Here is a 23887-nt window from a genome sequence, read left to right as displayed (position 1 = left end):
GTTGTCTCAGCAAGAATTCGAAATTCCTGATAACTATCAATTGGCAGGCGTAGCTCCTATTTTTAATATCAAATGACTATATAGAATGCGAGATAAAATCTCACGCTAATCTTACAAAGACCGTTATCGTTCTGTAACCAGAAAACTACGATGTTCGAAAGGAGAACCTTTTCGGCAGTAGTTTCAATGACACAAATCGCCCAACTACTCATTGAAATGTTGATGTTCATCTTGACCATGCTACCCAAATTTCCCAGGCGCTTCGCAGCGACGCTGAGGATCACCAGGCCCTCTTCGAGGAGGACCTCTGGAGCGACGAGTGGGTTCGGGCGTGGCTCCGAATCAATGACACCGACACAATCGAGCCGATAACACAGACCGACAACCAGCTCGATCTCATGGCTCGGCTGCTCGACGCACTCGCCATCGTCGATCACTCGGAGATCGATGAGAACCGGTCACTGCAGACAAAACCTATCGAGTTGCATTGTTGGAGGGCCCTGAGTCACCATCATCATCGGCATCGCCTCAGAACCAGCCTGATGAGCAGGATCCGCCGGTCAAGAGTGTGGATATCTGAGAGGTAACCATCGAGTCGCTGGGTGACCAAGGCGACGGTATCGCGAAAGTCGAACGGGGGTTACGTCCTGGTCATTCCAGGAGCCCGTCCAGGTGATGAAGTAACTGTCGAGATCGAAAACGCACGTCAAAACATTGCGTCCGCAGAAATTCACGAACCAGATTCCATGACTGGGGATAAAACGAAAGATCGACGAGGATAGTACTTCGAATATGGGTTTTACAAATGAGGAGGATACGGCCATCCTTTTGGCATATGAGGGGTTCACAAACGGGGATACAGCCTATGTTTTGGATTTGCTCCACCATCGTGGGTATACTTCCTGCGTTAATGGTGACTCCCTATATCACACCGACCGATAATTGGCAGGCACTCGCAGAATACGCAGCAGCGGAGGATTTGACAGTGGAGGAGTGAACATACTAGCTCCCAACTTAGAACATCACAATTGACGATGAGTGGCTTTCCGTCACGCACTCTCACATGAGCTATTTACTTGGTCATCCCGTTATTTCAGATATGGTAGCATTCGAAGATGCTGTCGCACTCGTAACGGGCGGTGGGTCCGGTATTGGCGAGCGGACCGCACTCGCGTTCGCCGACCGCGGCGCACAAGTTGTGGTGGCCGATCTTGATGTCGAAGGTGGAGAGGCGACCGTCGAAACGATCGAAGAGGACGGTGAGAATGCAATTTTCGTCGAAACCGATGTCACCGACGCCGACGTGGCGGAGGCGATGGTTGAGACAGCCGTTGATGAGTTCGGGCGGCTCGACTATGCGTTCAATAATGCCGGTGTTGGCGGCGAACAGGTCCCGCTCGCCGACTACGACCCGGATGAGTGGCGCGCAGTGATCGATGTCAACCTCACTGGGGTGTTCAATTGCCTCCGAGCAGAGGTCACCCAGATGCGCGACCAAGACAAAGGTGGAGTTGTTGTTAACAACTCTTCAGTACTCGGAAAGGTAGGCTTCGAAACCAGCGGCGCGTATGTCACTGCCAAGCATGGCGTGCTCGGGATGACGAAAACCGCCGCACTTGAAAATGCAGAGACCGGCGTTCGTGTAAACGCCGTGTGCCCGGGTTTCATCGCCACTCCACTCTTGGAGGATTCGATGCCCGAGGGCTCCGAGGCGCGTCAGCATATAGAACAGCGCCACGCGATGAACCGACTTGGAACGCCTGAAGAGGTTGCGGACGCTGTCTGCTGGCTCTGCAATGACGAGGCTTCTTTCGTGACTGGCGAAGCACTCGGCGTTGAAGGCGGCTATCTGAGCCAGTAACCATTCAGCGATTGCTGTATATTTAGCATATACTTGGTATGTTTACCGAGTGACTACGACTTGACTCTCAATTCATAATATGATTCGGTCCCTGATTTCGTAATTCCTGAGTCGCTAGCAATAGACCACAGAGTGATTGGCTAGTTTGGCCGGAAGGAGTACCTTTTCGATACTCTCAATGACCATTCTACGAGGTTTCTGCGTGCTGGGTCTCTACCTTTGCGCGACGGACGAATTTGGATACACGGAAACGGACGTGTTCAAAGTTTCAATCCCGTACTGGGTTTACCTTGTCGCAACAACGCGGGCATGGTCAGTACGGCCGTCCGGTCAGCTGGTTTCAATCCCGTGCTGGGTTTCTGCCCCGTCGTGACCCGGAGAAGCGACATCCTGGTCGAGCGGTGTGAGAGTCAATATTGACGCCGCCAACGAGGTCAGCCTTGGTTTCGCCGAGGCGGGTTGCGTGGAACGACCCCAGTTCTTCAGCGTGAACCTTCGCGAGGCGGTACAGGAGTGCGCTGACAGCATCGTCACCGTCGCGTGCGCCTGCAAGGTGTCGCTCCCCGACCGAATCGAGACAGTCCGAATGGATGGGTCGGATGTCGACCGTCGTCCCGAGCACCAGATCATCGCCGAGAAGACCGACGAAGTGTGGCAACAGGCCAAACCGTTCGCGACCGACGCCTTCGCGCTCAAGCGAGGCCAGAATTGGCAGATCCACGAGAGCGCCTTCTGGGAGCAACACGTCTACATGGGGATGCGCGAGGACATGTACGCGCGCAGCGGCCCGGCGTCGTTCTCGCTCGATACAACACGTGAGCGGATTCCCACGGGATCGACCCACCGCTACCAGATCGGGAAGCTCTCGGTCGCAGAGATCCGTTCGATGCTTCGCAATACGACGCGGATGCTGATCGCCCGCGCACGCCAGCACGGCGAACTCACCGGGAATCTCTGGGCAGCCATCGACGTCACGAAGGGCGTCCCGTTCACCGGCGATATAGAAGGCCACGAGGATGACATCCTCGGCTACAAAGACGGCAGCGACTACTACCAGTGGGCCGTGCTCGAGATCGTCGGGATGGACGTGTCGCTCGTACTCGATGCCATCCCGCGCGTGCGCGGACAGTCGAAGGACGGGATCGTCGAAGAACTGTTAGAACACACGACCGAGATGGCGAATCTCGACCTCGTGATGATGGAACGGGAGTTCGACAGCAAGCCCGTGAAGAAGACCTGCGAGGAGTACAACGTTCACTATCTGAACCCCACGCGCATCTTCGAGCGCAGTGACGAAGTCGGCACCATCTCGTGGATGTACCGCAACGGCAAACGCTTCCACGTCACCGAGGAGAAATCCGACGGTGGTTCACCGACACGCAAGCAGATCTACCTCCCACGGCGGTCGCACTCGGACGACGATGATGAAGATGACAGCCTCTCGGAAGTATGGGCGGAGATGTGCGGCGAGTGGGGGTTCGAGGATGTAGAGGGCGAACCGAGCGAGCGGATGTCATTCTCGCGGCTGCTCGCGGACATCCAGCGCGAAGAAAATATCGAAAAGCGCAAGGCGGGGAGGTGGACACAGCCGAGACCGTCGTCTTCGAGACGAACCACCCCTACGTGACAGCGCGTGATGCCGACGATCAGCAGTTGGACGGAAAGGCGTTCATCCACATGATCGAGCGGGTGATTCGGTGGTATCGCCACCGCTGGGGTATTGAGAACGGCTTCAAGAAACAGAAACACTTCATGGTGCGGACCACCTCGACCGAGCGCGACTATCGGTTCTTCAACTTCGCGTTCGCGTGCGTGCTCTACAACGCCTGGCGACTCATAGATCTCCTCGTGAAGCTCGCCCTCGACGGCGAGTACACATCGTATTTACCGCGTGTGGATGCGAACCAGTTTCTGACCGTCGCCAAGCAGTGCTACGGTCTTGATCCGCCTGACTGACCCCCGGTTCTACAGTGATCGCGCGGTTCGTGAGCGGCGGCACTGTTCAGCGTCGCTTTATTTCGTCTCGCATCCGTCCGATTCTGAGAAATCGCCCCGAGATGAATCGGTATCCGTTCATCACTGCCGCAATAGAGCCGAAACGAACACTCGATCCGTGCATTGAGCAGCTACCTACCCGCCATCAGACAACGCAGTAATCATTAGCAGAGAATTAATGCAATCAGACCCATACCCAACATCTATGTCGAGCTTGTTTGGTCGCCTCCCCGGCCACGTTATCCTCTTTACAAGTCTCATGGTCGGTGGCATCGGCTGCCTTTTTATCTATTTCAGTTACACCAACCTACTAGCTTGGGCAGCCCTCCTCTATGGGACATTCTCCGTAGCCATCGGAGTATCTGCTATTCAGCGGTAGTGAATCCAAAGAGCATGGCACGATAAAGCCGCGCCGTATTTTTAGTAGAACCTACCGATGGCTGTTGGTTTTCAGGGCCCCTCTCCTCTAATTCTGGCCATAGCAGTCAGTTCACCAATTACTGCGGCGGTGGGCGGTCACCTTCGAAATTTTGATATTCGACACGGTAGCGTGAGTTCAGCGGCAAAGCACGGTCGCTATAGCCTATCGAAGCCGGTAGTATAATGCGGAGTGGATGAACCAGCCTTCGTATGCCAAACTGCGATAACTGCGGCGCATTCGTCACGCAGCAGTACGTTCGTGTGTTCGCGCCGACTGGGATGGATACCGTTCGGGTCTGTCCTGATTGTCCTGATATGCTTCGGGATGGTGGCGACGTTCGCGAGGCGAAATCGAAACGCCGGAATTAGTCCTCGGCCCTCGTCGTAGTTAACGATTCTAGGCACTCATGTTGTAGATGGTTGAGAAGAGCGACCACTCTCTCCCATATTCGATCCATATCAATGCACCCACGATAAGTATTGATGTCTGCAAAACTAACTAAGCCCTCAGAGTTACGCGAGAACCATATGGAAATCAAAGCAGCACAGCACTCGCTACAAATCTCGAAGAATTGATAGTTAACTAATCGACGGAGAACTAGCTCTATACAGCGGTCAGATTCATGGCACGAAAAATTTAGTTCACTAACTCAAGTTGTGTATTCATGGCACGAACCAATGTAGCGGCTCGTGAGTGGGAGTCACCAGTTGGGGTAGCAGTGTTTCTTGCGAGCGCGTTCATCTCTCAACAGCTCGCATATGGGACGTTCGGGATGGCGTTGGCATTCGGACTAATCATCGCAGGTGGATGGCATCTTCGAGACGGTCAATGGCGAATCTTCGCGGGCTGGCTGTTACTGAGCGGTGTTTCACAGCTCATCATCTGGCTGATTTTCACTGCACAAGGTGCGCCACTGTGAACGACAAGGCCGACTGACCGCTGAGAAACCCTCTCCATGGATAGATGAAAGCACGTCATGCTCCAGCCAGAACCGACTGTAGGATGAAGGGTTCTGGAATAAATCGATATAATCCTCGGTGGTTTCAGAAGAAGATATGGCGCGACTCGACCCGGACACTATCTATCCCTCTACGCACACACTCATGGCTGGTGACTACCACGAATCGATGACGTCCATTGCAGAAATCACCCTTGAGTTTGGAACTGATGCATACATCGCTCTCAACGGTATGTGGCTTGATGAAGAGGTCTCAGGAACCAACGAATGTCGGGAAGCGTTCGCCGAGGCGAGTTCGGCTCCAACTTCCTGAGCATGGTCGTGTATCAGTTCGTAGAACCGCTGAATGCCGATGCCACCAGAGAAGCCGAGACAGTTCTTGAGGAACGCACCGGCGGAGAGCCGATTTCCTCGGTCGAAGACAACGGTCTCTAGGTTGTATCTGGCGGTCATTATCGCGACTCCACAGCCTGCGGGACCACCACCAGCGACGACGACATACTGTTGTGACGATACCAGTCACTCCCAAATCAAATGGATGATTCGAATTCAGAGACCGTCGAGTGTTGTTCGACCCTACCAACGACGCAGATGTTCCAAACTTCTGGTGACTCCTGAGGTATAGAACCCCCTTCCGGTTATTCTCGAAAAGGTCATAGAATATGCTATGCGACTGAATCCCAAAAAACTCAAATCGAGTTGTCTTAAATGATAGTCAATACTTTTTCTAGCCATTTAGTGCTTCGATTCATGTGTATTCGTCCGTTGGTTGATGATACGAAAGGCGGCCACCGACCAACGACCGAGGTCGGTGAGCCGTCTGCGGTCACGCGACAACCAACAATCAGAACTACAACACAATGACGGACGACAAACAGCTCTTGACACGACGGCGGATGCTGGGTAGTGTAGCAACCGTTGGCGTCGCCGGTGCCATCGGTGCAAATACCTGGGCGCAGTTCCGCGACGACGAACGCGGGAACCTCAACGCGACTGCCGGCAGCATCGACCTTCAGGTCAACGGCAGCGACGAAACCGCCCAATTCGACTTCCCCTCGATCCGGAATCAAGGGACTCAGACGGCCGAGTTGACCAACGAAGGCGACCTCACGAGCGACTCGCTGGGTGTGTTCATCACCGAGGGGAGTTTCACCAACGCCGAAAACGACCTCATCGAACCCGAAGCGGAAGCCGGCGACGACACTCCCGACCAGGGTGAGCTCGAGGACGCCGCCGAACTCACGATCGAGATCGGGAACGGCCCCACTGCAACGCTCGGGCCACTGCCCATCAACGAGATGGGGCTGCTCGGCGAAGACAACATCGAATATCTCAATCAGATCGACATCGCCCCGTTCGGGGGTGCGACGGTCCCACTCACGCTCACGATGAGCCTGCCGGACGAGGAAGACAACAGCGACGTAATGACCGATTCGATTGGCTTTGAGTTGACCCTCCGCCTCCTCCGAGACGAACAGACTCAGGGATAGCACGGCAATCAATCAAAAACCACGACCTCACTATATAATGACAGACGACAAACAACTCTTGACACGACGGCGGATGCTGGGTAGTGTCGCAACAGTTGGCGTTGCTGGCGCCATCGGCGCAAATACTTGGGCCCAGTTCCGCGACGACGAACGCGGGAACCTCAACGCGACTGCCGGCAGTATCGACCTTCAGGTCAATGGCAGCGACGAAACCGCCCAGTTCGACTTCCCCTCGATCCGGAATCAGGGGACTCAGACAGCCCAACTAACAAATGCTGGTGACCTCGCGAGCGATTCGCTGGGTGTGTTCATCACCGAGGGGAGTTTCACCAACGCCGAAAACGGCATCACCGAACCCGAGGCCGAAGCCGGCGACGACACCCCCGACCAGGGCGAACTCCGGGACACGGCCCTGTTCACGCTCGAAATCGGGGACGGGCCGATAGCGACGATCGGACCGATGCCCATCAACGAAACGTTCGTCGGTGAGAGCAACATTCAGTACCTCAACGGGGTCGATATCGCCCCGAACGGGAATCAAACGGTTCCACTCACGCTCTCGATCGATCTCCCCGAAGAGGAAGACAACAGCGACGTGATGACTGACTCGATCGGTTTCGAGCTGACCCTCCGCCTCCTCCGGGACGAACAGACCCAAGGATAATCCAGAACGAGCGCGTGCCACAAGCTTCCAGCAACATGATGAACCGTAGACGAAGACCACGTCAGGGAATCCCGCTGGGTAACGAGTCGTGAGTTCCTCTCTAGAAGTACCCGACCGTTTGACGGTCGCAAAGGTCCTCGGAACGGTACTTCTGGTCGCAGCGGTAGCGCCGTTCGCGGTGTTTATCGCGCCGCAGGCGCTGGGAGCCGAGAACAGCTACGTGGTGGGCTCGTCGAGCATGAGCCCGGAGATACAGGCGGGCGATATCGTGATCGTTAACAGTGTTTCTCCTTCGGCGGTCTCGGAGGGTGACGTGATCACCTTCTACCAGGGCGAAAGCGCCGAGATACGTGGTGGAACCTCCGAGGAACTCATCACCCACCGAGTGGTCGAAAAGTCCGGAACCGGTGCTGACACCGAATTCGTCACGAAGGGCGACGCCAACGAGGAGCGCGACCCTGGGACGGTGCCGGCCTCGAAACTCGTTGGGGAAGTGATGCTGACGATCCCGCTCGTCGGCCACGTCATCGTGTTCGCCAGCACTCGACTGGGTGCAGCACTCTTAGTGGGGCTTCCATTGGGAGCGCTCATTCTCGGTGAACTCTACGACCTCGGGATCGCAGCGCGGAACTCCTACCGGGAGCGCCAGAGGACATCAAGCGACGCTTCGGGGGACGACTGAGTGTGACGAAGCTCAAAACTGCGGTGTTCGTCGCGGCACTCGTGTTTTCGAGTGTGCTGGGCTTCGCCGGTGGGACGGTCACTCACGCCCAACTCGCCGATCAGGAGCGGGTAGTCGTGGCCGCGAGTGCCGGCCAATGGGAGGCTACGACGACTGTCGTGAGCCAAGAAACGGACAACGGCACGGGAGTCGAATCCGCGGGAATCGAGTCGCTGGTCGAGAACACGTCGGGAACGACGAACACAACCGAAGCGCGAACGACCGCGACAACCACGGTAGCGACTACCAACACCGAAACCGAAACACCGACAAAATCAACTGTGACGGAAAACACGACGACCAACGCTTCGATCAACACGTCGAATGAGGCCATAACCGTGAGGGGAACCGAAGCATCAACCACGGTGGAGAACACGACGAAAGCCACAGAGACAATCGAAGCACCGTCAACGACGAGTATCGCTATTGAGGCCTCGCCCAAGGCCGAGAAGACGACAGCTTCCTCGTAGACGCCTGCTTGGATTCTCCGTTCGGTTTTCCTCAGAGCACACTCTTATTCGGTAGTTGTACGCTCGAAACGTACGAATTTCTCGAGATTGAGAAAGCCCCACTCACTCTGATTCGACCCATTGTAATTGAATTGAGGGTGAACTGAATATAATGAAGCCCGAACTACCAGTTCAGTTAGTCAACGAGAAACCATCAGACCCGCCACGTGTCATTCCCACTTGAATTTCGAACCGAGCACCGCCATCGATCCCCTCGCCAACGCTGATCTCCCATCCGTGAGCTGTCGCAATGGTCTCGACGATCGAGAGTCCCAGGCCAGTCCCCTCGTCGCTGGTGGTGTACGCCGAGTCGAATATCGAATCGCGGTCGGTTTCCTGGATCCCTGACCCGTCGTCCTCAACGTAGAACCCGGCGGGGAACCGTCCCACTCGAACCGTGATGTCCTCGCCGGCGTGTTCGATAGCATTTCGATAGAGGTTCTCGAACAACTGTTTGAGTCGGCTGCTATCTGCATTAATCTCTCCGAGATCGCCACTCATCACCAATTCTGCATCATCAGTCTCGACGTTCTCCCATGCTTCGATAGCGACCGCTTCAAGCGCATTTGGATGTACCTCGCCGATCGTCTCTCCGTGTCGGGCTAGCGTCAACACGTCCTCAATGATCGCGGCAATTCGGTCGTGAGCGGTCCCGATCCGATGGAAATACTCGTCTTCGCCGGTTTCACGTGCTAGTTCGAGGAAACCGTTCGCGACCGTCAGCGGGTTGCGGAGGTCGTGGCTGAGCACTCCCGCGAATTCTTGTAGCCGTTCATTTTGCTGTTCGAGTTCGGTGTCGTGTTTGTGGTGTTCGAGGGCGCTTTCGACTCCACGAGCCACGAGGTCGACGAATAACTGCTCGACCGCCGTGAACCCTTTCTCGCGGGGAGATCGGTCCCCAAAACATACCGTTCCGTAGGGCTCGCCCTTGACCGTGAGTTTCGTCCCGGCGTAGGCTTCGAGACCGAACCGGTCGTAGGCTGGGTCATCCTCCCAGCCCGACTCCTCCGCATGTGCGACGGTCAGTAACTCGTCCATCCCGAAGGTCTTTCGACAGTATGACTCTGAGAGCGGGCATTCGTTTCCGGATTGAAGCGCCTCATGCGGACTGTTCGATTTCACGATTCGTTGGGTATTGTTCTCGATATTGGTGAGAAAGCCTGACTCCATCCCGAGGTACTCACACCCAAGTTCGAGCATCCGTTCGATGGTTTCATCAGTTGTCAAATCGGTGCAGGCAGTAGTCTCGTAGAGCCGACGGCGGTAGGTTTCATGTCTACGGCGGTCCGCAATGATCCGACCGCTGCCGGTCAGTCCGACAACGTTTCCAGCCTCGTCCAGAATTGGTGCCGCCGTTGATTCTATCGGGATGTGTTCGTCCGCTTTCGTGACGAATTTCACCTGGTGAGTAGTGACGGCTCCCTCATCGAACACCGCTGTACTCGCCTCTTCGAGTTCCTCAGCGTACTCATCTGCAATGAAATCCAGGGGACGCATCTCGGCGATTTCAGCGTCGGAATACCCTGTCACGGTAGATAGCTGTTCGTTCCACCGTAGAAATGTGCCCTCTTGATCGAACGCATACAGGACATCCGGAATCGCGTCAAAAATACTCTCAACGAAGGCTTCCTCTTCGTGAAGGTCGTCCTGGTAGGTCTTCTGGTCGGTGATGTCAATCGCGACGGCGATCGCCTCGTCTTCTATTTCGGCCCCGTTTTCGACGGGTTGAGTCCACATTTCGAAGTAACGACCGTCGAACGTTCCCGTTGAGTAGGCATTCTCGCCGTTGATCGCCTGACTGACGTCTTCGGCGATCGGCGTTTCGGGATAAAGGTCGAAAACACATTCATCCACGAGGTCACCCGGATCCAAATTGATGCTTGCTAGTCCTTGTCCTTCCGAGAGAAGAATGGTACCATACTCATCAACGGTGAACAGGACGATCGGGAGGCCGTCAAGTACCGTTCGCAAGCGCTCGCTTTGGCGCTGAACCTTCAGTTCGCGTTCCCGTTTCTCAGTCACATCTCTCACATGAACTGTCAAGCCATCTGTAGTTGGAACCACCCGAATACGATGCCAGACATCCATCGAAGGATAGTACTCCTCGATTTCCGTTGGCTCGTTCGTGTAGAACGCTTCTTGGACCTTCGATTTGATCTTAGTTCCTTCCCCTGTAGGAAACACGCCTTCGATGGATTTGCCGAGTAGTTCTTCTTCGGAGCGTTTGAGAAGTTCCTCGGCACGGTCGTTGAGGTGGGTGAAGCTTCCGTCCATGTCGAGCGCAAAGATCGCATCGGTAAGGTCTGTATAGAGGCTGCGGACGCGCTCATTGGTAGCTTCGAGTTCGCGTTCAGCGTAGTATTGAGAGATGAGATTATCGATACGGTTAGCAAGCACGGAGTATTGGTCGGTCCCATTCTGTTTGTTGAGATACTCGCTCACACCCGCAGTAATAGCCTCGCTCGCGATTTCCTCGCTACCGCGCCCAGTGAAGAGGATGAACGGGAGATCCGGGTGTTCCTCGCGGACGCTCTCTAAGAATTCGAGGCCATCCATCTCAGGCATATCATAATCACTCACGATACAGTCGATGCTCTCGGAGGCTTCAGTGAGATACTCGAAACCCTCCCGAGCGCTCGTCGCAGTCTGCACGTCGAAGGCGTCGTGTTCGCGTTCGAGAAACGTCGCCACCATTTCGCCGAATCCTGGCTCATCATCGACATGGAGCACGCGGATCGTCTCTGTTTTCATCATCCTGTCATCTCTAATATTAGAACACTGGTGTAAGGTTATTTCGAAGGCGGATATCCTTGGTTCTGAGATCGATTGACTGTGCGCTTTTATGAGGTCCATATCGGCGCGTGCCGGCGGCCTGACTACCACCGCCGGTGCGGTGATGCCGACGCGGCGTTGATGATGAAACCATTGAACGAGAGAGCGACGAACACGACGAATAGACCGCTTGGATGAAGGGCTCTAATACTCCACGCATGACCTGGTTGAATTCATTGAATGTTGTTTGCAGAGCGACACGGTCGGGTGGGAGCCCTTCTATGGTATGAGTGCGAACAACCGTTGATGGGTCGACGACCCCGAACACGTCCACGAGACGGTGGGCTATGAACCGCAAGACAACGGCGAGAAGTGGAATCCCCAGCCCGAATAGCTCTGCTCTCTGCCGTAGCCTAAACGAGCCAGAGCGACTGAGACGGGTGAAAACGAGTACCTTTTCGACACCTCAATCTATGAGCTGAGGAGGAGAATGGATGTCCGGCTACGTGCCGGTCGGCAACAATAGATCCCTAATGGAGATCGCTATTCCTCTGTCCGACCAATTTGAGTTTCAATACCACTCCTGAGGAGAAGGCCTCTTATCCTCGCTTAGTGGGAAGAGACCATGAACTGTAGATTCGAAAATTCTGACCCCCCTGTCAGCAATCACTAGGCTACTGACAGGGGTTGGTATTTGGCGAAGAGGTCGATATGTGAACTGATGAACTCCGGAAAGACAATATGGTCGTCGGTATCGCTCACTTGTGGTTTCGTTCCTGATCGATTTCTCTCAACTCACCAGCTGATAAGTAATCACTAATCCATCACCATGGTAGTTTTCCGTCGTCACTGAGGGAGTGTCCCGTCGGGTCGTGGTTGCTGAAGAACTGTCCGGTTGGGCCATCATCCGATAAGGTAGCCGCTTCTACGGAGGCGCGCGCGCCTTCTTCGGGGCTATTTTCACCCTCATAATCGTTGAGATCCGTTGCGACGTACCCAGGTGAAACGGCGTTGACCAAAATACTCGCCTCGTGCAGTTCGTTAGCAAAAATGGCTGTGATTGCGTTCAGCGCGGCTTTCGACGAACAGTACGACAGCGTTTCGAGATGACCGATAGGAATCTCCTCGTCGGAGAGCATCGCCATCGATCCTAACGGACTCGACACGTTGACTATTCGGCCTGCCGGCGACTGGCGCAGCAGGGGAAGCATCGCTCGTGTCACAGCTACAGCGCCGAAGACATTGGCCTCGTATGTCCATTGCAGTACCTCGGTGCTGATTCCACTAGCGTCGTCCTCAGCATAGACTCCAGCGTTGTTCACCAACACATCAAGGTGTCCGAACTCGCTCTCGATACGCTGTGTTGCTGCTTTGATCGAGGATTCATCAGTTACATCCAATTGAACGAACTGTGCATCCACACCGTCCTCTCGGAGTTCCTCTATTGCGTCCTCACCGCGTTGTTCGTCGCGTGCTGATGCGATGACTCTCATACCATGCTCTCCCAGTTGACGAGCGGTTTCATATCCAATTCCTTTGTTTGCGCCGGTGACCAGCGCGATATCCCCCAGATCCGTATTAGATTCGAACTGGGAATCTGATTCAGATTTATCGTTCGACATGTGCAGTGAGTTCTCTGGTCGGTACGATAATGAATTGTCAAGACCCACCGATAACAGCAGGGACCAGAGCTGGGCGTTGCTTTGCTGCACGAACCAATAACTGTATTTGCTACAGCTGTAATAGTAAATCTGTGAGTCGGCTCGACGGCGATTCAAATCAGGATGACCTCCTCTCAGAGATCGGAGAAACGATCTCGGCATCGGTATCGATCCCTCAAACAAGAGATATGCAGAAATCTGCTCTGTTCACCTACTTGTCGAGAGCGTACATGCTGGATGTCCTCCATGCGTTCGCGTTGGATAGTGGCCCATGGCGATTCAACGAGCTTCGCGACCGACTTGACGTGCCTCCAACGACACTCACGAATCGATTACAAGAGTTAACCGACACAGGGTTCGTAAGGAGGGAATCGTACGACGAGATTCCACCACGAGTTGAGTATACGGCGACCGAGAAGCTGCTTGACTTTGGACCCGTATTCGGCTGCCTCGGCCTTTGGATCGACAAACACGGCTGGGACCCAGAGGACGCTCAGACTTCCAACGAAATGGATTGATAAGTCAGCAATCATTCCTTTCACGAGATCCACCAGTGATGCTTCACTGGAAACCTCGAAATAGCTCTACTTATCGCCTATCCTTATCATTTTCTCCCAGCCACATCCTTTTGTGCATCAAATGACTCGGTGAGAAAATTGTTGCGCCCACACTGGAGATGGCGTGTCAGCCCTTAGTGACAAAGTCCTATCTCTAGACACTGAATGTGTAGGAACAATAATGGTATACTATGACCCTGTCAATAGCCACATGGTTGCTGACACCCTGTCAGTGACTCCCTGTGGTTCATGAGAAAAAGAGGATGTCAGCAAGAGCCGAGAGAGCTCCTCCTGATTAGAGAGCAAAGGACAAGTAAACTTCGGCGGGCCTCAGTGTGTCAGGAAGTAGACAGCGTGTATTTCAATACCGCAGACTCGGGACGATGGCGCGTCTTCTCGGAGGACACGCTTTATGCAGCCCCGTAATCGACTGGCACTGACGCATGGATACACTTGATTCGGTTGGCCTCGGAACCATGGGCATTAGCGACCCGGAATCAATTACGCTCGCGATCGAGGCCGGATACCGACATCTCGATACAGCGCAGGTCTACGACAACGAATCGGTTGTCGGCGAGGGGATACGCTGGGCTGAGATCGACCGCGAGGACGTCTTCGTAGCGACCAAAGTTTGGATCGACCAGCTCGGATACGATTCCGTCGTTCAGTCCGTGACCGATAGCCTCGAGAGACTCGGCATGGACTCCGTCGACCTGCTCTACGTTCATCGCCCGCGAGGCGAGTACGACCCTGAAGGTACGCTCGAAGGGTTCGAGGAGCTAGTCGACCGTGGCTCGGTACATCACATAAGGGTGTCGAACTTCGAGGTACCCCAACTCAAGGAAGCCCGACAGCACCTGCAAGCGCCGATATTTGCCAATCAAGTCGAGTATCACCCACTCTTCCAGCCCACCGACGCCCTTGCCGACGCACAGGCCAATGACTACACCCTCGTCGCGTACTCGCCACTCGCGAACGGACGAGCAGGCGACATCTCCGAAGTGGTTGATATCGCACGAACCCACGACACGACCCCGGAAGCTGTATGCATCGCGTGGCTCACCGCGAAGGACAATGTCGTCGTGATTCCGAAAGCGTCCAGCAAAGCCCATCTCATGGCGAACCGTGACGCTGCCGAACTACAGCTCTCCACCAACGAACGGACCCGGATCGACGACATTGAGCGCGAAACGGAACTGTTTCCGGAGTGAGCTGCACGGAACGTTGTCCCACGTTGCGGGCATCGATATGTATCCGTCGCAGTTTTAGGATACTCGTCACCCATCTTCGACGACAAATGTGTGCTAAGCTACGAGTGAAGTACTGTCTATGGCGGATCTTGGGCGTTGTTCAGTTCCGCCACCGAATCTGTCTCGTAGGCACGCCGCCAGAGGTTCAGCACTGCCCGAGCTACAAGTTGAGGCTCTTCGACCGTGATGCACGACTGTTGGGCTGTCTTGGACGCTGCCGCTGGAGGCTCATGAAAGTGCCTTTCGGGTGAATGGTCGTTCGGATGCCGGTCGAAGCGCCAGCTGACACCGTCTTCGTCCACGTGATGAAATCGATATGCCCCGGTCGTATACCAGGTGATGTCAAATCGCGACCAGCTTGCCTCCCCAATGCCATCAGTGAACTGGATGTGAAGCTCGCGGGGAGCGAGAGCTGAGTCGAAAACAGCCTCCTCAACGAGGGGTTCTTCACGTAGAAACAGGTTTCGTATCGCTTGCATGTCCGCTGCATCGGGAGCGCCAACACCGCCAGCTAGCTCCTCTGAGGGGATCCCATAGGAAGGTGAACCGCTCATCTCTCAGACCGATGCTCCGAACCCGGACTCACGGGCGAAGGCTCCGTGAGTTCCCCGATCGGTATGGGTGACGCCACTCCGATTATCAGAATCAGGAGTGAAGTCATAGAGCGCGAGAGCGGCCTGAGCGACATCGAGATCTCTCTTAAGTGCGCGCCACTCTGCGACGACACCCCACTCGGCATCATCAGTTGAAGCGAATTGGAGTGCCAAGTCGTCGGGGTCGGTTGCATCGTATTCCTCTTGATGAGTGTGGATACGTTCCCGGAGGTCTCGGATTCCATTCGCCAGTTCTTCACGCGATAGCTGCGCGTGTAGGTCTCTGATACGTTGCATAGCGACCGTCTGAGGTGAACGTTTGTACTGCGTTCCATGTCCCGTCGTGACTGTCTCGGCGAGGCCGGCTTCGGCGAGGATTTCGAGGTGTTTCCGGGCGGTGGGTTCGCTTACACGGGCCCGCTCGGCGAGTTGGCTCGCATATTGCGGGTGAGTGGTCGAGCGAAGCACCTCACGAATCCGCTCGAACGGTGTCGTCTCGTCTTTCCACTCCTTGACGACGGTCTCGTTAATATCGCCATCCCAAACGTGGTCCCTATCTACCATATCCTCTCCTCCGTTCTCAACGAAAATATAGTTGTTCCTGATGCTGCTATAGTTATTGATCTTGATTCACGACGCGAAGGAGTACCTTTTGGATAGTATATATTCGTGACCTGAGAATCTGAACAGAACTCCGACTGCATACCGGCTAGCACAGGCAGACTCTAGGTGGAAGTCGTTATCCCGCTGTCCTAAATTCGACCTCCAATACTACTCCAGAGGAGAAGGCCTCTTGTCCTCGCTTAGTGGGAAGAGACCATGAACTGTAGATCCAAAAATTCTCCCACTCCTGTCAGCACCTATGGAAATCCTGCTGGCTGAACAAACCACCACTATCGATATAGCTGTTTTGGGAGGACTGACTATTGCTGCCGTTGAGAGGAGAACCGCTGGAATACGGTGCTGTCTATCCTTCTGCGGCCGGTGCTGCTGGTGCGTTTTCAGAGATAGCCGCTGCTCACCACCGCAGTTCCCTGCCAGTGAGGGACGCCGGTCCGGCGTCCCTCACGCACTCACGCCTGGCGGGTCGTCCACCTCCCCTCGGTCCAGCATATGATAGATAGACACCAACAGCTTCCGGGCGGTTGCGACGATCGCTTCCTTCGAACTCTTGCGGCTCGCTAAGCGGTTATAGAATCGGCTCAGGTACTCTTCCTTACATTTGTGGACGGCGACGTTTACACACTGAACGAGGATCCAGCGCAACCCGCTCGGTCCGCGTTTCGAGATACCGCTCTTGAACCGCGAATCGCCAGACTCGCGGATCACCGGGTTCAGTCCCGCGTAACTCACGACTTCTTTGTCTCTGTCGAACCAGTCGATCTCGCCGACTTCGGCGTAGATCATCAGCGCCGAGTAGTAGCTCACACCCGGTATCGACATGAGCAGCTGGGTCTCCGGAAGAGACCCAGCGCGCTCTTCGATCGTGGTTTCAAGACGCTCGATCTCAGCAGTGAGGTCTCGACGACTTCGAGATGAGCCGTCAATAGCGCGTCCCATGGTGTGGGGAGCGAGAGTTCCCGGAGGAACTCTCGTCCCTTCACACTTACTGGTTTCACCCTGCGAGTGATGCCGTGATCAGCGAGTACGCCATGGATCTTGTTGGCGTACTCGGTCCGGCTTTCAACTAGCTTCTGTCGGCCGCGCACGAGTGCGTGGCACTCTCGGATCTCGTCGTTTGGGACGTAGCTTTCGGGAACGGAACCCAGCCGCACCATTCGTGCGAGTTCCTTAGCATCGATACGATCGGTCTTCTTGTCCGAATTCGCAATGAGTTTGAGCTTGGCTGGATTAGCGACAGTCACATCCAGATACTCTGAAAGAGTATCATGGATGGTGTAGTAGTTGCTGGTGGTTTCGATCGCAGCCTCGCTGCCAGCGTACTCTTTGGCGAGTTCATCGAGGTTCGCGTTTTCGACGCGAACCTCTTGTACGATCCGTCCGTCCTCGTTCATGACAGCGACTTGTGCGTACCGTTTGTGGATGTCTATGCCGAGATACATTGGTTCTCACTCCGGGATGTCGGTGCGTGAGGAAGAGAAGCACCTATGCGAGCTTTCCCGACTGGCGCGAGGCGCGCCAGTCGGGCTGTAGCGCCCAAGACTCGGCTTCCTTCGCACTTGGACCAGTCAACCACGCGTGCTCTCGGGCACGACTGACAGGTCGGTCTCTTGCGTCCCATGCTTTTCTCACGCTCTCATGGAGTAGCAGGATTTCCATCGAGTCAACCACTAAGCTACTGACAGGGGTCGGTGAATCAGAATCATTCGAACGGCAATAGGTTGATAGCCGCCTGAACACGTACCGATTGGTATCGCAGTACAGTTCACCAAAGAAGACGAGGGGAAACCCGTTGTCGATATCAACGATATGCGGGTCGGCACCGTCGCTTTGGTCGAAGATGACGCCGCTTACATGGACCTCAACGATGACCTCGTTGCAAGGCTCGAATCCATAGTCGGGTTTGGGCCCACCGAGCAGGGACTGTATCCTCTCCAGGACGAAATGATCGACCGAATCAAAGAGGACAAAGTCCGCTTGCGCGGCGATCATGTTGCACAATGACTTAAAAGAGTGACCAACGGCTCAGTCTAATCGGGGGTCTCAGAACTCACACCCGCTCGGTCATTGAATAGAGTCACTATCGGATTCTGGACTGGGTGCTCGACCAATTCCTTATTGTACCTATGGAAATCCTGACGGGTTGAGGCTCTTTGAGGGAAAATCATAAGAGTGGCGGGCTACGGCTCCGGTGGTAAACGTCAGGTCTCCTATCAAACTGTGGATAGGGCGCTGTCTAGTTAAGAGCGAGCAGTCGAAGAGCTGGTGATTCATGCCACTCAGCGACCTGCTCGGTGAAGCATTCGAGGCGGAAGATACTGACTGTTGGGACCGAGAGCGGACAGCGACGCCCGTCAGGGCGTTCGCCGTCCGTCTTCATTCTGCGGGGCTTTCGTTGCGGGAAACAGTCGCGATCCTCAACCTTCTCGGCGTTGATCGCTCGCACGGAGCGGTCTGGGACTGGACGCATCGTCTCGCCGAGAATCAAGCAGACCCGCCGCGGATTGCTCCGCGGCGAGTCGCGGTTGACGAGACGGCGATCCAGATTGGGACGGAGTAGCGGTGGTGTTACGCCGCGATCGACCTGGATTCGCTGGTGATTCTCAACGTGGAGTTGTTCAGCCGCCGTGGGACGAACCCCGCGGCGTTCACGAGAGCGGAGCTCTCGTGCAGCACATCAGAACGCGAAGCGTTCTGAGGACGGCGTTCCTTTCACGTCTCGCCGACCATCACGACCTTTTAGAGGCGGAGTTGTTGGTCGACAGCTTCGGATATCGGACCGCTCTGTCCCGACTGGGACTGAGCGGTCAGGTGGAGTATCGCGGTAGAAACCACATCGAGCGGTGGTTCCAGACACTCAAACAGCGGACGGACCGCTTCTATACCGTCCGGAACAGCGGTCCGGCCAGCCCTCGTCGCTGGCTCCAGCGGTTCGTTCACTACTACAACCACGATCGACCGAATCAAGCGCTCAACGGCCAGATCCCAGCAGAGGTGGCTTAACTAGACAGCGCCGTGGATAGAAATTTGTATTTAGAATAGAGTAATCATCACTGCTGCGACCGTGCCAAGACCCATCAATACTACGCTCCAAAGCGCTACTTGAATAGCAAAACGGCGATTCGGACTAGTAGATGTCAGCGTGATTTTGATAAAAATGCTCGAAAGGGTTGCAACAAGGATCGCAAGGATCGCCGTCTCGGGTGGTACGTCACCTGTCCGATAGAGTGCAACTGTCGATGTAGTCGCGCCGGCACTCGAAACCAATCCCGAAAGTGCCGCCGTAATGTAGAGACCCGCCGCACCGAACTGTGCTTCTGCAAGTCCACCCACGACTAGGACAACGGCGAAGATCGCGCCGAAGCTGAGTGCGTTGCGGAGCGAAAACGGACTTTCAAGATTGATCTCAAGCGGCTCGCCCCAGTCGGCGATGAGAGCCGCAATAACGAACGCTCCAAGGACAATGATCGCCAATGGGATCGCCGCACCAAATAGCAAGCCATCGGTAATGGTGAACCCAACGACTATGAGGAGGTTACGGAGTGCCATCGCCGCGTCTGCAAGTAAGATAGCTGCCACCGCGTAGGCACTCGCATTCTCGCGTCTGCGAACTTGATCAAGCGTCGTTCCAACTACCGCTGTTGAGGAGGCGAGCCCGCCCATAAATCCCGTAACGGCGACTCCACGACCGCCATAGGTCGTCACGACTGCGTAGTTGATGATACCGATACCTGCAACAGCAACAACCATCAGCCAGATTACGCGTGGCTCGATCGCGACCGTGAACCTGCCGAGCCTGAGAGGTAGCTCGCCAGTGGGAAGCAACGGATAGATGACGAACGCGAGAATAGCGAACCCCGTCGTTGAGCGAAGTTCCTTTCGTGAAAGATTGTTGGCGAAATGGTGGAGTTCACGTTTGAGCACGAGCAGTAACGAAGAGAGCACAGCGACGGTGACACCTTCTTTGAGATAGTCGGCAGCAACAAGCGCGCCGACCCCATAGGCAACCAACATCGATACAGAGGTCGTTAATGAGAATCCAACATTATCGCGAATCAAGCCGTCAGTAGCCAGTATGGCACCTAAGACGATAACGAGCAGCCCACCGATGACGAGTAACCAGGGTTGACCCAGTAACCAAAAAACCGCAGCGAGCAAGCTAATCAGCGAGAATGTTCGGATCCCTGCTGGTTTCTCCGACCACTCGCGTTCGAGACCCAAGAACAGTCCCAGAAGACCCGCAAGGACGAGCCGCGAGATCGGCGTATTGAAGGTTCCAAATCCGATTTGTCCAACTAGATCAATCACGAGTGTCTATCTTCCATGAATGGAGGTATACATTGGTGAGAAGGTATGACGTGAGCACTCTACAATTGCCGTCCGTCTGGTGATCTCATTCGGTAGTGGGGGACTAGTTTACCGTCCTGCAATAATACCCGTTTTTCGACTTCACCACGAGAGACGAGTGTCTCCAGTGCGCTCTCGACTTGTGCCTTCGAACGCTTTCTCGACATTTGCCAGAGGACGGCTCGCTTGAACGCTTCCAGTAGCCCGTGTTCGGCAGGACCCCCCGGTCCTGCATTTCGGAAGAAATCATCGACACAGTAGGCGTATGGGGCGGCTTCGTCTAATATCTCGTATACACTGCTGACGATATCACGTCGGTCACTCACCTGTGCCCTCTCTCGTTTGGTGATCGGCATAGCCGTGTTATAGGGATGACTGAGAATATATCTTTCTATAAGTTATGAGATAGCCATGAAAAACCACCAAGGCTTATCAGCAGTGGCTACACATGACTTTATGGACTCACACATGAGCGGACCAGATACACGATCGGCAGAGACCAGCGGTGGTGGGATGAGTACTCCTTCCACATCGACGGAAGCGAGCTCCAGTGACTCTACCGTGACAGGCACGGCTGCACGGGCGATCAATGAGCTACCAATGGGCGATCGGCTCCAACTCAAGCCAAAGACACTGAAACGGCTTGGGCTGTTGGCCGGTCTTTATGTGATAACAATTGGAGTGATCGTCACACTGCTCGACCTACCAACGCCTGATGCAGCAGTGTTCGGTTCGTTCATTCCGTCGGTTGTTCTGCTTGCGTTCGTTTTCGAAACGATGGATTCGGCGGCCGGAATGGGATTCGGGACGGCTCTCTCGCCGGTTCTATTACTAGTCTTCGGTTTCGACCCACTTGGAGCCGAAACGAAAGCCGTGGCACTCATTGCTGGGGTGGCAGCGCTCGGGACGATCGCATCAGTCCTGCTCGGATACTTCGCTATTCAGTTCGACAGCTCGATCATCAACACCTATGTCACAGTTCTGATTTTCGTAATGGCGATTGTAGCCTTGCTTCGTGAGCACTTCAAACCCGCCGAAGCCGCCGAATATCGACCCAATCTGCTGGTTGGCTTTGCAGCGCTTGCAGGCTTCAACAAGGGTATTGCGGCGGTGGATTCGGTCCTGTGACGACGATGGGTCAGCTGTATGCTGGGGTTTACGAGAAAGCAGCAGCAGCTATTTCATCTCTCTCGGAAGGACTTGCCTCACTCGTTGGTATCGCGATGTACTTTGCAGTTGAGGCAGCCGGTGTGGACCTCAACTTCATGTTACTCCCATCGATCCTCGCAGGATCCTTCCTCGCCGCAGTGGTGGCGCCATACAGCGTACGGGTGATTCCAAACCGTGACTATCGATACGTGATTCCCGGATACGCTGTTGCCATCGGGGTATTCTTGATCTACTCGCTGCTCTTTCTCTGATTGACTTGAAATGGCAGGAAAGGGTTACCCATGTCCGAATTTCGGGGTCCCGATTCGTATTGAGAATAGGTAGCTCGATGCCAGGTTTATACAGATTGGGTTTCTGCGAATGAGTGAGCAACTTACTATCCACCACTTACGAGTCTTCGGGGTGGTTCAGCGAATAACACTGCAGCGTTTATCGAACCACAGTCACTGGAACTGGAGACCGGCGAAACACGGTCTTTGCCACATCCCCAACAAACAGTCTTTCCGCTAACGTCCCCGCGTGAGTACCCAGAATGACCGTGTCAAACGCTTTTGCCCGTTTGACAATTACTTTTGCCGGACTCCCCCAGCCAACATCGGTGTCGATCTGGATATCATATTCCTCGGCGATCATGTGCGCCTGAGAGAGAATTTCGTCTGCGGCATCTTTCGCTGCCTGCTGAATGTCTTCTTCGAGAGCTAATGTTACTGCTTTCCCCATCATCGTTGAGGGCTCGCCCACTACATGCAATACGGTGATTTCAGCATCTGGATGGACCTCTATAGCATATTTGAGTGCTCTTTCGGCCATCTCTGAATCGTCCATCGGAACGAGAACACGGGAAATCATACACTAGGTAGAATGGAATCGTAAATAAATCCTTTGTGTAACTTATATAGTTGTTTGATAACGTGCTGAGTGGAGTTCTCGCTTTAGTGCTGGTTTGAGTAGCTTTACTGGATAACGGTCACGACCGCTGTAGTACGGCGGATGGTACCTTCGGTAACGCTTCCGAGTAGTATCCGCGACAGGCGATCCTCGCCTCGATTTCCCATGATAACGTGGTCTATTTCGTGCTCGTCGACACAAGCAACGATTTGACGAGTTGGAGATCCGAACTTGATGAGGGTTGATACGGTGGACTTGTCGAGTCCAGATTGCTCCACTAGCTGGGAATGCATCTCTGAGACCTGATCCTTGATTCTTTGGTACCATTCCTCGGAGTAACCAGGCATACCCGCTCTACCTACAGGAGATTGCAAACCGCTGGATACGGGGTCAATGTCGTATGGATCGATGACTGTCAGCAGTGTGATTTCTGCGGCAGGGAATTGGGTAGCGTATTCGAGGGCGTGTTCGCTAGCGACCGCTCCATCAATCGGCACTAAGATATGCTCGTCTGCAAGATTTGTGGTCGACATACTGCATATAAAAGCGATTCAACACGATAACTATTTCCTCGCTAAAATTTCCACCGGGATTTGGTTCACGAATTTCATAGCCGTGTTTTCACTTGGGTTAGCCTCCCTAATCACCCATCGAGAGTTTACCAATAACAGGCAAGCACGTCCCAAGCAGATATTGGTCTCACTAAATATACCCTTTGAGCGCTAAAAGAGCCTGTCTCTACAGTGAAGACGAACGCTCACACTAACCCCTTCATAAGGCTTAAATGGATGTTACCACTAAGTTCGTGCCAACTTAAACATGGCCCGCAAAAAGAAGCTCAGTCCAAGCGGAGCAAAAGACGAAAACGGTGACTATCATAACGTCCATGTAAATCTCCATGAAGACGAACTCGCAGTCGCTGGTATGGACATCGGAGACGAAGTGTTCGTTCGAGTTCGGGAGGACACAATAATCATCCAGAAGGCTGCTCAGGACCACCTCGAACACGACTTTTAGCCTTTCTACAACGTAACTCGTTCTCTGTACTGTTTCGATTAAATCTCCTAGCTGTGGCTACAGTAAGCATCCATAGGGAAACACCTCTCTGTAACTTATTAGTCGTTTACGAGTTGTTGTGGCGTTGGTGATGAGGTGATTATATGTAATTAGAGAATGTGGGTTGACGCAAGCATGGTAACAGAATTCGACCTCCCGTGTACGGAGTGTGGTGGAGAGATTGTTCGGACTGAACTCTCTCCCGGCAATGGTAGCGAGAGTAATTCTTCGATCAGATATGTAGGTGAATGCACTGAGTGTAATGCTCGCTTTTACCCTGCTGAAACACTCGAAAGCCTCTCTGACGAAAGAGGGTAAATTCTGCTGAACGGAAGAATAGAGGAGTGACTATA

At 54.4% G+C, this 23887-nt stretch carries 22 protein-coding genes and 3 pseudogenes; 14 read left to right on the top strand and 11 right to left on the bottom strand.

Features of this window, described 5'->3' with window-relative positions; translation table 11 throughout:
- Positions 1-68: 68 nt before the first annotated feature.
- Positions 69-437: a hypothetical protein gene (locus tag D3261_RS03510; RefSeq protein WP_120068972.1), complete on the bottom strand. Its 369-nt coding sequence runs from the start codon at positions 435-437 to the stop codon at positions 69-71.
- Positions 438-602: 165 nt separating this feature from the next.
- On the opposite strand from D3261_RS03510, the gene D3261_RS20600 reads away from it, so the two are divergent.
- From D3261_RS20600 to D3261_RS19650, 4 genes and pseudogenes are all read left to right on the top strand, one after another.
- Positions 603-782: a TRAM domain-containing protein gene (locus tag D3261_RS20600; RefSeq protein ID WP_233553863.1), complete on the top strand. Its 180-nt coding sequence runs from the start codon at positions 603-605 to the stop codon at positions 780-782.
- 317 nt (positions 783-1099) lie between these two features.
- Positions 1100-1861: an SDR family NAD(P)-dependent oxidoreductase gene (locus tag D3261_RS03500; RefSeq protein ID WP_120069248.1), complete on the top strand. Its 762-nt coding sequence runs from the start codon at positions 1100-1102 to the stop codon at positions 1859-1861.
- 481 nt (positions 1862-2342) lie between these two features.
- Positions 2343-3817 (top strand): annotated as a pseudogene (locus tag D3261_RS03495) (transposase); the annotation flags it as partial.
- Between the two features lie 1124 nt (positions 3818-4941).
- Entirely contained in the window at positions 4942-5196 is a 255-nt protein-coding gene (locus tag D3261_RS19650) for a hypothetical protein (RefSeq protein ID WP_147464916.1), read from the top strand.
- A 195-nt stretch (positions 5197-5391) separates the two neighbouring features.
- Here the strand turns inward: D3261_RS19650 and D3261_RS19645 are convergent, their stop codons facing one another.
- On the bottom strand, positions 5392-5688 hold the full coding sequence (locus tag D3261_RS19645; protein WP_147464915.1) for a hypothetical protein: 297 nt from the start codon (positions 5686-5688) through the stop codon (positions 5392-5394).
- A gap of 407 nt (positions 5689-6095) precedes the next feature.
- Between D3261_RS19645 and D3261_RS03485 the strand changes: the two genes are divergently transcribed.
- From D3261_RS03485 to D3261_RS19640, 4 genes are all read left to right on the top strand, one after another.
- A complete protein-coding gene (locus tag D3261_RS03485) occupies positions 6096-6725 on the top strand; it encodes a hypothetical protein (RefSeq protein ID WP_120068968.1) in 630 nt (209 codons plus the stop codon).
- 37 nt (positions 6726-6762) lie between these two features.
- Positions 6763-7389 carry a hypothetical protein gene (locus D3261_RS03480; RefSeq protein ID WP_120068966.1) on the top strand — a complete coding sequence of 209 codons (627 nt, stop codon included), beginning with the start codon at positions 6763-6765 and terminating at the stop codon, positions 7387-7389.
- Positions 7390-7507: 118 nt separating this feature from the next.
- Positions 7508-8071, top strand: a complete 564-nt coding sequence (locus D3261_RS03475; RefSeq protein WP_120068963.1) for a signal peptidase I — start codon at positions 7508-7510, stop codon at positions 8069-8071.
- A 2-nt stretch (positions 8072-8073) separates the two neighbouring features.
- A complete protein-coding gene (locus D3261_RS19640; RefSeq protein WP_147464914.1) occupies positions 8074-8580 on the top strand; it encodes a hypothetical protein in 507 nt (168 codons plus the stop codon).
- Positions 8581-8751: 171 nt separating this feature from the next.
- On the opposite strand, the gene D3261_RS03465 is transcribed toward D3261_RS19640, so the two are convergent.
- A complete protein-coding gene (locus D3261_RS03465) occupies positions 8752-11373 on the bottom strand; it encodes a PAS domain-containing protein (protein WP_147464913.1) in 2622 nt (873 codons plus the stop codon).
- Positions 11374-12215: 842 nt separating this feature from the next.
- Entirely contained in the window at positions 12216-13103 is an 888-nt protein-coding gene (locus D3261_RS03460) for an SDR family oxidoreductase (protein WP_233553862.1), read from the bottom strand.
- A 41-nt stretch (positions 13104-13144) separates the two neighbouring features.
- On the opposite strand from D3261_RS03460, the gene D3261_RS03455 reads away from it, so the two are divergent.
- Positions 13145-13570: a helix-turn-helix domain-containing protein gene (locus tag D3261_RS03455; RefSeq protein WP_233553861.1), complete on the top strand. Its 426-nt coding sequence runs from the start codon at positions 13145-13147 to the stop codon at positions 13568-13570.
- Positions 13571-14052: 482 nt separating this feature from the next.
- Positions 14053-14820, top strand: a complete 768-nt coding sequence (locus D3261_RS03450) for an aldo/keto reductase (protein WP_199693901.1) — start codon at positions 14053-14055, stop codon at positions 14818-14820.
- Between the two features lie 116 nt (positions 14821-14936).
- Here D3261_RS03450 and D3261_RS03445 read toward each other — a convergent pair whose 3' ends face one another.
- The 4 genes and pseudogenes from D3261_RS03445 to D3261_RS19635 all read right to left on the bottom strand — a co-directional run bounded on the left by D3261_RS03445 (position 14937) and on the right by D3261_RS19635 (position 18065).
- Positions 14937-15413, bottom strand: coding sequence for a hypothetical protein (locus D3261_RS03445; RefSeq protein WP_233553860.1), 477 nt, complete (start codon positions 15411-15413; stop codon positions 14937-14939).
- 3 nt (positions 15414-15416) lie between these two features.
- Positions 15417-16016, bottom strand: coding sequence for a winged helix-turn-helix domain-containing protein (locus D3261_RS03440; protein WP_120068947.1), 600 nt, complete (start codon positions 16014-16016; stop codon positions 15417-15419).
- Positions 16017-16517: 501 nt separating this feature from the next.
- A pseudogene (locus D3261_RS03435) lies at positions 16518-17515 on the bottom strand (IS110 family transposase).
- A gap of 43 nt (positions 17516-17558) precedes the next feature.
- A complete protein-coding gene (locus D3261_RS19635; RefSeq protein ID WP_147464912.1) occupies positions 17559-18065 on the bottom strand; it encodes a hypothetical protein in 507 nt (168 codons plus the stop codon).
- Positions 18066-18345: 280 nt separating this feature from the next.
- On the opposite strand from D3261_RS19635, the pseudogene D3261_RS03425 reads away from it, so the two are divergent.
- A pseudogene (locus D3261_RS03425) lies at positions 18346-19076 on the top strand (IS6 family transposase).
- A gap of 30 nt (positions 19077-19106) precedes the next feature.
- Here D3261_RS03425 and D3261_RS03420 read toward each other — a convergent pair.
- Positions 19107-20378, bottom strand: a complete 1272-nt coding sequence (locus D3261_RS03420) for an MgtC/SapB family protein (protein ID WP_199693914.1) — start codon at positions 20376-20378, stop codon at positions 19107-19109.
- 453 nt (positions 20379-20831) lie between these two features.
- On the opposite strand from D3261_RS03420, the gene D3261_RS03415 reads away from it, so the two are divergent.
- Positions 20832-21548: a hypothetical protein gene (locus tag D3261_RS03415; RefSeq protein WP_147464911.1), complete on the top strand. Its 717-nt coding sequence runs from the start codon at positions 20832-20834 to the stop codon at positions 21546-21548.
- A complete protein-coding gene (locus D3261_RS03410; RefSeq protein ID WP_120068939.1) occupies positions 21545-21841 on the top strand; it encodes a hypothetical protein in 297 nt (98 codons plus the stop codon). The genes D3261_RS03415 and D3261_RS03410 overlap by 4 nt, the downstream gene beginning before the upstream one ends.
- Before the next feature lie 178 nt (positions 21842-22019).
- Here D3261_RS03410 and D3261_RS03405 read toward each other — a convergent pair whose 3' ends face one another.
- Positions 22020-22439, bottom strand: a complete 420-nt coding sequence (locus D3261_RS03405; RefSeq protein WP_120068936.1) for a universal stress protein — start codon at positions 22437-22439, stop codon at positions 22020-22022.
- A gap of 104 nt (positions 22440-22543) precedes the next feature.
- Complete coding sequence (locus D3261_RS03400; protein WP_120068934.1) at positions 22544-23011, bottom strand: universal stress protein; 468 nt, start codon at positions 23009-23011, stop codon at positions 22544-22546.
- Positions 23012-23297: 286 nt separating this feature from the next.
- Between D3261_RS03400 and D3261_RS03395 the strand changes: the two genes are divergently transcribed.
- Positions 23298-23495: a hypothetical protein gene (locus D3261_RS03395; RefSeq protein WP_120068931.1), complete on the top strand. Its 198-nt coding sequence runs from the start codon at positions 23298-23300 to the stop codon at positions 23493-23495.
- Positions 23496-23887: the final 392 nt, after the last annotated feature.

Source organism: Halococcus sp. IIIV-5B, from assembly GCF_003602035.1.
GTDB lineage: Archaea > Halobacteriota > Halobacteria > Halobacteriales > Halococcaceae > Halococcus > Halococcus salsus.
This window is presented reverse-complemented; position numbering and strand designations above follow the sequence as displayed.